The sequence below is a fragment of the Allobosea sp. P1_A7 genome, from assembly GCF_056406775.1.
Window position 1 is genome coordinate 1 of record NZ_JBFTZN010000320.1, and the last position, 12,060, is coordinate 12,060.

Below are 12,060 nucleotides of genomic sequence, written 5' to 3' on the forward strand. Positions count from 1 at the left end.
GCGCCGGTCTACGGAGCCGTGGTCGCAAGCCCGGGCTATCTCGATCGCAGGGGCCGCCCGATCTCGCCGCTCGACCTGACCGAGCACGACTGCCTCATCTATACCGGTACAGCGACGACAGACTGGACCTTTCGGATGAGCAAGCGCTGGGTTTCGGTCAGGCCGACCGGCCGGATGCGCTCGGACAGTGGCGAAACCCTGGCGGAATGGGCGGAGGCGGGGCTCGGGCTCGCCGTGCTGCCGACCTTCATGCTCACGGACGCGATCAGCAGAGGCGCGCTCGAGCATTTGTTGCTGGACTATCCGATGAAGGAGCAGGGGCTCTTTGTCGTGCGCCCGCCAGGCGCCTATGTTCCCGGCAAAGTGCGCGTTCTGATCGATCTCCTGGTCGAGCATTTCGGAGGCGAGCCGAGCTGGGATCGCTGCCAGATGGCGGCGAAGGCGCGCGGATTGTCCTTCGGCGCGGAGCCGGTTTCCGATGATGCCGTCGCGTCGGAGGCCGGGCTGCCTGCACATCAATTGGCGTGATCTTCGGCATCACATGATTTGGCGTTGCATTCCCTGAACGAGCGGCCAGTCTGCACGCGCTCACAAACGGAGATTGCGATGCTGCTCGTTGGAATGCTGGACAGTCCCTATGTGCGGCGCGCCGCCATTACCGGAACCTTGCTCGAGGTCGAATTCGAGCATCGCTCGGTCTCCGTGTTCCGCCACATGGATGCGTTCCGGGCGATCAATCCATTGATCAAGGCACCCTCGCTGGTTTGCGAGGATGGCACAGTAATCAGCGAGTCGCTGCTGATCATCCAGCATTTCGAGGATGTCGCCGGCCGTTCCCTGCGACCGATCGAAGAAACTGCCCGGGTCCGCGATCTCAGCCTGACCGGCATTGGCATCGTCGCGGCGGACAAGGCCGTCTCGGTGGAATATGAGCGCAAGCGTCCCGAAGCCCAGCGCTATGCACCCTGGCAGGAGCGCATCGTGACGCAGTTGCACACTGCGCTCGATCTGCTGGATCAGGCGGCCCAGCGCGGTGAACTGGGCTCGGGGCCGGAGCTCGAGCCTGCCGATATCGCAGCTGCCATCGCCTGGGGGTTMTGCCGCTTCGTGATCCCGGACTATGTCGAGGAGAGCCGCTGGCCGGCTCTTGCTGCTCAGGCGCGCGCCTGCGAGGAGCTGGCCGTGTTCAAGGCCTGGCCAATCGACCGGGAGTGAGCCCCCGGTTCAGCCTGCTCAGTTCTGGACGAAGTTCGTCGGCAGTGGTTTCACCGCAGGGCCGCTGAAGCTGCCGGTCTTGGCGTCGCTCGGATCGGCATGGCTGAAGCCGAGCGAGGCGGCCGGACCGGGGCCCTGGACCCAGCCGGGTGGCGGGGCCGAGGCGGCCTTGGCGCGTGCGGTCGCAACCGTCACCTTGCGACCTTCGGGCGCGGGACGGCTAACGGCGGCGAAGAGCGAGTCCAGGTTCGAACGGTCGGCGTCATATTGCGCAACGATCGGCGTGGGTGCAGGGCTGCCACCGTTGTTCCGCTCGGTCCGGGCAATCACGGTGCTGCCGAGTTGCGGCCGGCTCGGCGGCATCGGATGAGTGATCGTGACCAGCCTGCCTTCCTGCTGGACGRCCGGCACCGGGTCGGCATCGCTGCCGCGCAACGAGGCCGTGGCCAGGTTCGCAAAGGCGACCGGACGCGAAGGCGGCAGCGGGGCGGCCATCGGCTTGCCGGCGACGACCGTCTCGACCAGTGCCGTCATTTCGCCGGGACGGCGCGGCGGCAGCGAGGCCAAGATCAATTTCTGCTCCTCGCCGGGGCGGCCGCCAGGCGCAAGCTGAGGTGCGAAGGCAAGGGCTCCGCCTTGCTGCGGCAGTGCAGCAACCTGGACAACGCCCTGCTGCCCAGCCGGCGGAGTGAGGCCGCCAGGGCGTGCGATGGGAAGCGGCGCGTCGATCAGCTTCGGCCTGACTTCTTCGGGAGCGGGCCCTGGTGCGAGCGCCGCGACCTGAACCGGCGGCTCGGCCGGGACGGGGGCCTGACGGATGGGGCGGGTCACGCGCGGAGCCGGCTCCGGAGCCGGGACCGCGACGAGCGATGCGCCGAAGCGCGTGCCGCCATCCTCCGAGCTGCTGTCGGCGTAATTCTGGCGGGCATAGGCCATGACGACCGGCTGCGGCTTCGGCGCGGGGGCGCGCCCGCGCTGTGGCCGTGCATCGGCCTCCTCGTCATCGCCGCCGAAGAGGGCGGCCCACAGGCTCTTGCGACCGGATGAGATCACCGCGCCTTCATCGAGATCGGCGGCGGCATAACCAGCCACGGCACCGCCGCGCGCCAGGACATCGGCCTTGGCCAGCTCGTATCCGGCAAGCGGCTGGCCATCGGCCGGCAGATGCACGGTCTTCTCGTCCGGGAAGAGGCGCACCAGCTGGTCGCGCGTCATGCGCGGCCAGGAGCGGACCGAGCCGGCATCGAGATGGACGAATGGCGTATGCGCGCCCGGATAGAAGCCGACGCCGCCGCGTTGCAGCCGCATGCCGGCTTCGCGAATCCTGGCTGTCGGGGTATCCGGCAGGTAGAAGTCCATCGCCTTGCCGAGCGTGTGCTGGCTGTGCTTGGCGACGCCGCGCGAGCGTCGGCGCAGCATCGAATTGGTACCGGGCGAGCGATAGGCTGAGACGACGTGGAAGGGCTGCTCGGAGCCGACGGTGCGCTGAACCTCCCAGGCGACGTCGAACAGGCGCGGGTCCATCTTGATCGGTTCGTCGATGCGCCAGTCGCGCAGGGCCCAGTTCAGCTTCTCCAGGCCTTCGGCGACATAACGTCCGTCACGCTTGAAGGTTACGGTGATCTCTTCCTTGGTGTGCATGTGCCGGATGGAGATCGTGCGCGTGTCGCCATTGGCGACGGCGTTCTGCGTGCCGCGGATGCCGCAGACGAGGGCCGCGAATGCAATGGCCATCGTCAGTCCGCCACGGAAACCCGGCGTAACGCGCAGCAGAAGCCGTCTCGGCATGGTGGCTGAGGATCTGCTCAAGCTACTCGACCCGTCTCGATGCGCCGGCAAGGAGCTCGGCAAACGTCAACGAACAGTTGCGGAGATGCGTTAACAGCAGGTTAACAAGCAGGTAACCTGTACGTTACGATTCTTTCCACCGAAGCTGGCTAGCTGTGGATCGTGGCGAAAAGGTGCTCGATCCCACATTTCGCCACGATCTCAGCCTCGCTGCTCCAGAGCCTGCCGCACCATGCGGTGGAAGCCGTAGATATCGTCGAAGGTCACCAGCTTGCCGTCCGGCTGGACGACATGAGTGTTGTAGACAAGGTGGATCTGCAGCGGCTGCGGCAGCCGGATGGTGCGCTCACCGGAGCCGATCAGACGCTTCAGACGCTCTGTCGTCCATTCCGGGCCGAGCACCTGGTCGGCAAGCAGGAAAGGATTGTCGACGCGCACGCAGCCATGGCTGTAGGCCCGGCGTTCCGTCGCGAAGAGCCGGCGGTTCGGCGTGTCATGCAGGTAGACGGCATGATCGTTCGGGAACATGAACTTGATCCAGCCGAGCGCGTTGCGCTCGCCCGGCGGCTGACGCACCGAGATGTTGTTGCCGCGGCGGGTCACGACATAACCGCGCTTGGCGGCATAGTCCGGATCGGCGGCGAGGCCGGGCAGGAATTCCTTCTTCAGGATCGATGGCGGCACGAACCAGGATGGGTTGACCACGACATGGTCCATCCGGTGCGAGAAAATCGGCGTCGCCGATTCAGGTTTGCCGACGATGGTGCGGGCGTGGTGCACCACCTTGCCGTCGCGGATTACCCGCATCTGGAATTCCGGCACATTGACCATGATATKGGTCTGGCCGAGGTCGGCGGGCAGCCAGCGCCAGCGCTCCATCTGCGCGACGATGTCCTGCTGGGCGCGGTTGGTCGCCGGCGTGCCGAGCGCCGCAATCGTCTGGGCGCTGAGGATGCCGTTGGCGCGCAGGCCGGYCTGTTTCTGGAACTCGGCGACTGCAGTGGCGGTCGAGCGATCGAACACAGCCTCATCGGACGGGCCGAGGCCGAGCCGGGCGCGGATCAGGTGTACGCGCTCATCGCGCATGCCGAGCTTGAGTGGAGGGCCGGCGGGAATGCGCACCATGGGCGTATCGTCCTGGTGGTGGCGCAGTTCGGCGAGCTTGGCCTTCAGGCGGCGATAGCCCTCATGCGGCGGGTTGTAGGCTGCCAGCACCTTGCCCGGATCGGGAACGGCCGCGATCTCGGAGAGAACCTCGGTGGCGGAGGGCAGATACAGTGTCGGCGTGAGCAGCTTGGAAAGCCGGCGCGGGTCGACGCGGGCGCCGCGCGCGTCGCGAGCATAGAGCACGGCGAGCGCGGAAAGCCGGACATCGGCCTCGGCGAGGCTGCCCTTGTCGCTGGCCTCGAAAACGGGCAGCGGATAGTCGGTCGGTCGCAGGCCATCCTCGCCGGCGCGGCTTAGCTGCGCCACGAGCAGCTTGGCGGCCGCGCTCCAGCCCTTGCCATCGATCCAGAACGGACGGTTCTCGAAAGCCTGATAGGCGGCGAGGATCTCGCTGCGCTCGCGTTCCGCGAGGCGCGGCAATGCCAGCGCTTCCGGCGCGCGCTCTGTGATTTCGGCGACGAGCGCCGGTCCGGCGGGAAGCTCGACCACGACCTTGGGCAGGTCCGGCGGCGCAATCACGGGTTCGGCGGAGCGCAGAGGCGCAGGCCTGGCGTCGGGGACAAGCGCTGGGTCGGAAGGCGGCAGATCGATGGCCGGGATGTCGAGCACCACAGGCTCGTCGAGGTCGACGCCGGGCGTCGTGGCAGGCGTCGGGGGCACCTCGAGCGGAGCAAGCCCGCCCTGTGGCTGGGCCGAGGGGGCAACCGTGCCGGTCACCATCTCCGGCTCGGCGTTCGCGGCCTTGGGGGCGGTCTCGATCGTGACGACAACCTCCGGCAAGACCGGCGGCGTCAGGCTCTCGGGCGGCTTGTCGCCATTCAGGATCAGCAGTGCCGGCTGCTCGGGCAGGGGGATGCCGAGTTGAGGCTCAAGGGTAGCCTGCGCAAGCGCATATCCGGTACCAAGGGCCAAGGCCAGGACCGATGCAGAAGCAAAGCTCGCCCAGTGGCGACGACGCATGGTCCAATTCCCTATAGCTCTGCCCGATATCCGCGATACCTGCGTGACTCGGCCTGTTTCGACAAGATGCGGGGGTGCAACAGCGGGCATCTTTCAGCTCTACAACGCCTATGCCGCATCCGAGTTCGCAGATGCGTCATCGCCCTCGATCAGCCCGTAATCCTTGAGTTTGCGATAGAGCGTCGAGCGACYGATGCCGAGTTTGCGCGAGACCTCGGACATGTGTCCGCGATAATGCGCCAGGGCGAATTTGATGATCTCGCGCTCGAGTTCTTCGAGCCTGCGGATGTCGGAGCCGGCGACCAAATCGAGCGCATTGGGATCGCGCACCGGCACCTGAATGATGCGCGGCGCCTCGTCGCGCGGCTCGGGGCGAGCGGTTGCGGTCGGCGCGGCCGGGATACGGACTTCAAAGCCTTCCATCTGCGCCGCGATCTGGGGGAATTCGGCGACGGTCAGCTCATCGCCATCTGCGAGCACGACCGCCCGGAACATCGCATTCTCGAGCTGGCGGACATTGCCCGGCCAGTCATACCCGTTGATCAGGTTGAGAGCCTCGGGCGAGATCGCTCGCAGCTTCTTGCCCTCTTCGGCAGCGAACCGAACGAGGAAGCCGCGGGCCAGATCGGCGATGTCCTCCCAGCGCTGCCGCAGTGGCGGCAGTGTGATCGGGAAGACATTCAGGCGATAGTAGAGATCCTCGCGGAATTCGCCGCGCTTCACCTGATCGAGCAGGCTTTTGTTGGTGGCTGAAATGATCCGGATGTCGACGCGCACCGATTTCTTGCCGCCGACAGGGTCGACCTCGCCTTCCTGGATCGCGCGCAAGAGCTTGACCTGGGCATCGAGCGGCAATTCACCGACTTCGTCGAGGAAGAGCGTGCCGCCATTGGCTTCGACGAACTTGCCGATATGGCGTTCGGTGGCGCCGGTGAAGGCGCCCTTCTCATGGCCGAACAGGATGGATTCGACGAGGTTATGTGGGATTGCGCCGCAGTTCACCGTGACGAAGGGCTTGCCCTTGCGGTCGCTGGAGCCCTGGATGGCGCGCGCCAGCACCTCCTTGCCGACGCCGGATTCGCCCTCGATCAGGATCGGGATGTTCGATTTCGCGGCGCGTTCGGCCAGTCCGATGACGCGGCCCATATCCGGGCTCTTGGTGGCGAGGTCACGGAAGCCGAGTTGCCCCGAGGCGCGGCGCTTGAGATAGCGCAGTTCATGCGAAGGCTCCGGTCTCGCCGTTGCCAAGCAGGGCAAGCGCCTCGTCGCCGCTCTCAGTCACGACGACGTCGTAGCCGAAGCGCTTGAGCATGGCGTCGAGCAGTCGACGCTGAACGGGATCGTCATCAACGACGAGAACGGTGGTTGTCATGTCACCTCGATGCCGGTCGCTGCAGAATCAGTGTTCCGTTTCGGGGCACTGTCATCCAGAACGGTTAAGCCGCTCTTAAGCGCCGGCGTCGGGCGGCGGCGTTGATCGCGCGGCCTTGTCCGCGCATATGGGTAAGGATGGTTTCGCCAGCGAGGTGCCTTTGAMATGACGATTGCTTTCGACGGGACGATCTCCGCCAACGTCGCAAAAAGCGCGGCGAGCAGCGCCGCCAAGACCGCGAAGGCGCTGGGCAAGCTGCCAGAATGGGATCTCAGCCATCTCTATCCGTCGATGGATTCGCCCGAGTTCACCGCCGATCTCGACCGCGCGCTGACCGACTCGCAGCGCTTCGCCGCACTCTATCGTGGCAAGCTGGCGGAGCTCGCCGCCCGCGACGACGCGAGCGCGACACTCGCTGAAGCCGTGCGTGCCTACGAGCGGCTGGAAGACCTGCTCGGCAAGATCATGTCCTATGCCGGCCTCATCTACTCCGGCGACACCACCGATCCGAAGCGCGCCAAATTCTATGGCGACACCCAGGACCGGATGACGACCGCCTCGACCGAATTGCTGTTCTTCGGGCTCGAACTCAACCGCCTCGACGAGGCGCTGCTGGCCAAGATCGCGGCCGAGCCGCCGCTGAGCCACTGGCAACCCTGGATCGAGGATCTCGCCAAGGACAAGCCGCACCAGCTCGAAGACCGGATCGAGGAACTGTTCCACGAGAAGTCGGTGACTGGGCGTGGTGCCTGGAACCGGCTCTTCGACGAGACCGTCGCCTCGCTGCGCTTCACGGTGAATGGCGAGGAGCTGACGCTCGAGCTCACCCTGAACAAGCTGCAGGATGCCGACGGCGCGGTGCGCAAGGCTGCGGCCGAAGCGCTGGGCACGGTGCTGCGCGGCAATCTGCGCACGTTCTCGCTGATCACCAACACCCTCGCCAAGGACAAGGAAATCTCCGACCGCTGGCGCAAATTCGAGGATGTCGCCGATTCGCGGCACCTGGCGAATCGGGTCGAGCGCGAGGTCGTCGATGCTCTCGTTGCGGCCGTGCGCGAGGCCTATCCGCGCCTGTCGCACCGCTACTACAAGCTGAAGGCCCGCTGGTTTGGCCGCGAGGCCCTCGATTACTGGGACCGCAACGCGCCGTTGCCCAAGGTCGAGCAGCGCACGATTCCCTGGACCGAGGCGCGCGACACCGTTCTCGACGCCTATGGCGCCTTTTCGCCCGAGATGGCCGGCATTGCCCGGCGCTTCTTTGACGAGGGCTGGATCGATGCGCCCGCCCGGCCGGGCAAGGCGCCCGGCGCCTTCGCGCACCCGACCGTGCCGTCGGTCCACCCCTATGTCCTGCTGAACTACCAGGGCAAGCCGCGCGACGTGATGACACTCGCCCATGAGCTCGGGCATGGCGTGCATCAGGTTCTGGCGGCGCCGAACGGGGCGCTGATGGCGCCGACACCACTGACCCTGGCGGAGACGGCGAGCGTCTTCGGGGAGATGCTCACGTTCCGCAAGCTGCTCGACGGAACAACCGATCCGAAGCAGCGCAAGGCGATGCTGGCGGCCAAGGTCGAGGACATGATCAATACGGTCGTGCGCCAGATCGCGTTCTACTCCTTCGAGCGCAAGGTGCATGAAGCGCGCAAGGCAGGCGAGCTGACGGCGGACCAGCTTTGCGAACTCTGGATGAGCGTGCAGGCGGAAAGTCTCGGGCCGGCGATCACGCTTGGACCGGGCTATGAGCCGTTCTGGGCCTATATCCCGCATTTCATTCATTCGCCCTTCTACGTCTATGCCTATGCCTTCGGGGATTGCCTGGTGAACTCGCTTTACGGCGTCTATCAGAACTCGGCCGGGGGCTTTCAGGAGCGCTATTTCGCCTTGCTCTCGGCCGGTGRAACCAAGCACCATTCCGAGCTGCTGAAGCCGTTTGGTCTCGATGCGCGCGATCCCGCTTTCTGGCAGATCGGCCTCACCATGATCGAGGGGCTGATCATCGAGCTGGAAGGAATGGCGTGAGGCCGCAATAGCGCTGGAGCGCGGGCATGGCTGAGGGTCCCCTGGTTTTCGATCGTGATCTCGTCCGCCGCCGCCAGGCACGGGCGGTGGCGGGAGGCTATCCCGATTTCCTGCTGGCCCGCGCCAGCGAGGATCTCGACGAGAGGCTCGCTGCGGTGCTGCGCCGCTTCACCTTGGCGGCCGATCTCGGCACGCCGCTGCCGGTTGCAGCACCCGTGCTGCGTGCCAAGGCCGAGGCGCTCTGGCGAATGGCGGAGACCGAGGGGGCGAGAGGCGATGTCGTCGGCGATCTCGAGCGCCTACCGCTCGCAGCGGCTTCGATCGACCTTGCCGCCTCGCTGCTCGCCCTGCACGGCGTCAACGACCTGCCGGGCGCGCTGATTCRGATCAGGCGGGCTCTCAGGCCCGATGGCCTCTTCATCGGCTGCCTGCTGGGCGGTCGCACGCTTCAGGAATTGCGCGAAGTCCTGCTTGCCGCAGAAGCCGAGACGACCGGCGGCGTGAGCCCGCGTGTCGCGCCCTTCGCCGATCTGCGTGACATGGGCAGCCTGCTGCAGCGCGCGGGATTCGCACTTCCGGTGGTCGACAGCGAACTCGTCACGGTGCGCTATCGCGACCTGTTCGGCCTGCTGCGTGATCTACGCGCGATGGGCTGGGCCAATGCGCTGACTGACCGGCGCAAGGCGCCGCTCCGTCGCGACACGCTGATGCGTGCAGCTGCGCTCTATGCCGAGCGTTTTGCCGATCCCGACAGCCGGTTGCGCGCCACGTTCGAGATCGTCTGGCTTTCCGGCTGGGCGCCGCATGAGAGTCAGCAGAAGCCGCTCAGGCCGGGCTCGGCCAAGGCGAGGCTGGCGGATGCGCTCGGCGTGCCCGAGATCGGGACAGGCGAGAAGCCGGGGCAATGACAGGGAGCAGCAGCCGATGAGCGAACGCGCGGCGCGGCTTGGTCGCTCCCATTTCAGGCTGTTTCGCGCGATTCCGACGCGTTGGGCCGATAATGACGCCTATGGTCACGTCAACAACGTGGTCTATTACTCCTGGTTCGACACGGCGGTGAATGCCTGGCTGATCGAGCAGGGGCATCTCGATCTTGCCGGAAGCGAGATTGTCGGCCTCGTGGTCGAGACGGCCTGCACCTATTTCGAAAGCGTCGCCTTCCCCGAGACGATCGAGGCTGGAATTGCGGTCGAGAAACTGGGCCGCAGTTCGGTGACCTATCGGATCGGCATCTTCCGGCGCGGTGGCGAGCAGGCGGCGGCGCAGGGCCGCTTCACCCATGTCTATGTCGGGCGCGCCAGCCAGAAGCCGGCCCCGATCCCGGACGGATTGCGCGATGCGCTCCAGGCGCTCGCCGTATCGGACGCGCCGGGCTGATCTCAGTTCGGGACACCGGTTGGTGCTTTCGCGGGCGGAATAGGCGCGAATGCACGCCTGCATGGCATTGATCGGCGGGAATGCGTTGTCTCCGGCGGACAAGCAGGTTATGCCCCGCGCATCAGAGGCGGGCCGGGCGTCCGCGATCAGGGACCAGGCGAGCCGTGATTCCCAACGAGATCAAGATCACTCCGCAACTCGTGGCCGAGCACGGCCTCAAGCCGGACGAATATCAGCGTTTCCTCCACCTGATCGGTCGCGAACCGACGATCACGGAGCTCGGCATCGTCTCGGCGATGTGGAACGAGCATTGCTCCTATAAATCCTCGAAGATCCATCTGAAGACGCTGCCGACCAAGGCGCCCTGGGTGATCCAGGGCCCGGGCGAGAATGCCGGTGTCATCGATATCGGCGACGGACTTGCGGTGGTCTTCAAGATGGAGAGCCACAACCACCCTTCGTTCATCGAGCCCTATCAGGGCGCGACGACCGGTGTCGGGGGCATCCTGCGCGACGTCTTCACCATGGGCGCGCGTCCTATCGCGGCCTTGAATGCGCTGCGCTTCGGCGATCCTTCGCATCCCAAGACCCGGCATCTTGTCTCGGGCGTCGTTGCCGGAATCGGCGGCTACGGCAATTCCTTCGGCGTCCCGACGGTCGGCGGCGCGGTCGGCTTCCACACGCGCTATGACGGCAACATCCTGGTCAATGCCATGGCGGTCGGCCTCGCCAAGACCGACGAGATTTTCTACGCCAAGGCGTCGGGTGTCGGTAAGGCGATCGTCTATCTCGGATCCAAGACCGGTCGCGACGGCATCCACGGCGCGACCATGGCGTCGGCCGCCTTCGGCGATGGCGGCGAGGAACGCCGCCCGACCGTGCAGGTCGGCGATCCCTTCGCCGAGAAGCTGCTGCTGGAAGCCTGCCTCGAGATCATGGCGGCGGGCCATGTCGACGCCATCCAGGACATGGGCGCAGCCGGGCTGACCTGCTCGGCCGTCGAGATGGGCGCCAAGGGTGACCTCGGCGTCGAACTCGATCTCGACGCGGTGCCCTGCCGCGAAGACCAGATGAGCGCCTATGAGATGATGCTCTCGGAGAGCCAGGAGCGCATGCTCATGGTGATCAAGCCGGGTCATGAGGAGCCGGCCGAGGCGATCTTCAGGAAATGGGGTCTGGATTTCGCCGTTGTCGGCAAGACCACCGACACCTTGCGCTTCGTCGTGAAGCACCAGGGTGAGACCATGGCCGACCTGCCGATCAAGGAACTCGGCGACGAGGCTCCCGAATATGACCGGCCCTGGATCGAGACACTGAAGCTGGCGATCATCGAGGCGGCTGCGGTGAAGCCGCCCATGTCGAACGCGGATGCCTTGCTGAAGCTCGTCGGCTCGCCGGATCTCTGCTCGAAGCGCTGGGTCTATGAGCAGTACGACACGCTGATCCTCGGAAACTCGGTGGTCACGCCCGGCGGCGATGCCGGCATCGTTCGCATCGAGGAGGGGCCGAAGGGCCTTGCCATGACCGCCGACGTGACGCCTCGTTATTGCGAAGCTGACCCGTTCGAGGGCGGCAAGCAGGCGGTCGCCGAAGCCTGGCGCAACCTTACCGCCGTAGGTGCGACGCCGCTCGCCATCACCGACAACCTGAATTTCGGCAATCCCGAGCGCCCTGAGGTGATGGGGCAGCTCGTCGGCTGCATCAAGGGTATCGGCGAGGCCTGCAAGGTGCTCGACTTCCCGGTCGTCTCCGGCAACGTCTCGCTCTACAACGAGACCAATGGCGTCTCGATCCTACCGACCCCGACGATCGGTGGCGTCGGAGTTCTGGCCGACGTGACGAAGCACGCGACTGTCGGCTTCAAGGCCGAAGGCGAGAGCATCATCCTGATCGGCGAGACCTCCGGCTGGCTCGGCCAGTCGGCCTATCTCGCGACCATCTGCGGCCGGGAAGAAGGCGCGCCGCCGCCGGTCGATCTCGCGATCGAGCGCCGCAATGGCGAATTCGTGCGCGCGCTGATCACGGGCGGCCGCGTCAGCGCCTGCCATGATCTGTCGGATGGCGGCCTCGCGGTTGCCCTGACCGAGATGGCGCTTGCCGGCGGCGTCGGCGCGACCGTGACGCAGCTTCCCGCGGGGCCGGCCCATGCCGTCCTGTTC

The 12,060-nt window shown here is 66.0% G+C and carries 8 protein-coding genes and 1 pseudogene; 6 read left to right on the plus strand and 3 right to left on the minus strand.

Annotated elements, in window-relative coordinates:
* A partial coding sequence (locus AC1D34_RS32640) for a substrate binding domain-containing protein (RefSeq protein ID WP_476826472.1) occupies positions 1 to 528 on the plus strand: 528 nt, incomplete at its 5' end.
* Positions 529 to 606: 78 nt separating this feature from the next.
* Positions 607 to 1,215, plus strand: coding sequence for a glutathione S-transferase family protein (locus tag AC1D34_RS32645; protein WP_476826473.1), 609 nt, complete (start codon positions 607 to 609; stop codon positions 1,213 to 1,215).
* Positions 1,216 to 1,233: 18 nt separating this feature from the next.
* On the opposite strand, the gene AC1D34_RS32650 is transcribed toward AC1D34_RS32645, so the two are convergent.
* From AC1D34_RS32650 to AC1D34_RS32660, 3 genes and pseudogenes are all read right to left on the minus strand, one after another.
* The gene (locus AC1D34_RS32650; RefSeq protein WP_476826474.1) at positions 1,234 to 3,003 is read right to left on the minus strand and encodes a peptidoglycan L,D-endopeptidase MepK; all 1,770 of its coding nucleotides are present in this window, start codon (positions 3,001 to 3,003) and stop codon (positions 1,234 to 1,236) included.
* Between the two features lie 201 nt (positions 3,004 to 3,204).
* Positions 3,205 to 5,130 (minus strand): L,D-transpeptidase family protein, encoded by a 1,926-nt coding sequence (locus AC1D34_RS32655; protein ID WP_476826475.1) that lies wholly within the window; start codon positions 5,128 to 5,130, stop codon positions 3,205 to 3,207.
* 108 nt (positions 5,131 to 5,238) lie between these two features.
* Positions 5,239 to 6,502: pseudogene (locus AC1D34_RS32660) on the minus strand (sigma 54-interacting transcriptional regulator).
* Positions 6,503 to 6,667: 165 nt separating this feature from the next.
* Between AC1D34_RS32660 and AC1D34_RS32665 the strand changes: the two are divergent.
* The 4 genes from AC1D34_RS32665 to purL form a co-directional block, all read left to right on the plus strand.
* Positions 6,668 to 8,524: a M3 family oligoendopeptidase gene (locus AC1D34_RS32665; protein WP_476826476.1), complete on the plus strand. Its 1,857-nt coding sequence runs from the start codon at positions 6,668 to 6,670 to the stop codon at positions 8,522 to 8,524.
* Positions 8,525 to 8,550: 26 nt separating this feature from the next.
* Positions 8,551 to 9,432, plus strand: coding sequence for a methyltransferase domain-containing protein (locus tag AC1D34_RS32670; protein WP_476826477.1), 882 nt, complete (start codon positions 8,551 to 8,553; stop codon positions 9,430 to 9,432).
* Positions 9,433 to 9,448: 16 nt separating this feature from the next.
* Positions 9,449 to 9,901: an acyl-CoA thioesterase gene (locus AC1D34_RS32675; RefSeq protein ID WP_441487945.1), complete on the plus strand. Its 453-nt coding sequence runs from the start codon at positions 9,449 to 9,451 to the stop codon at positions 9,899 to 9,901.
* Between the two features lie 164 nt (positions 9,902 to 10,065).
* Positions 10,066 to 12,060: phosphoribosylformylglycinamidine synthase subunit PurL (gene purL / locus AC1D34_RS32680; RefSeq protein WP_476826478.1), on the plus strand; the 1,995-nt coding region annotated here is incomplete at its 3' end.

Coding starts and splice junctions, on each gene's coding strand:
- AC1D34_RS32675 (WP_441487945.1), top strand. CDS start 9,449: ATGAGCGAACGCGCGGCGCGGCTTGGTCGCTCCCATTTCAGGCTGTTT.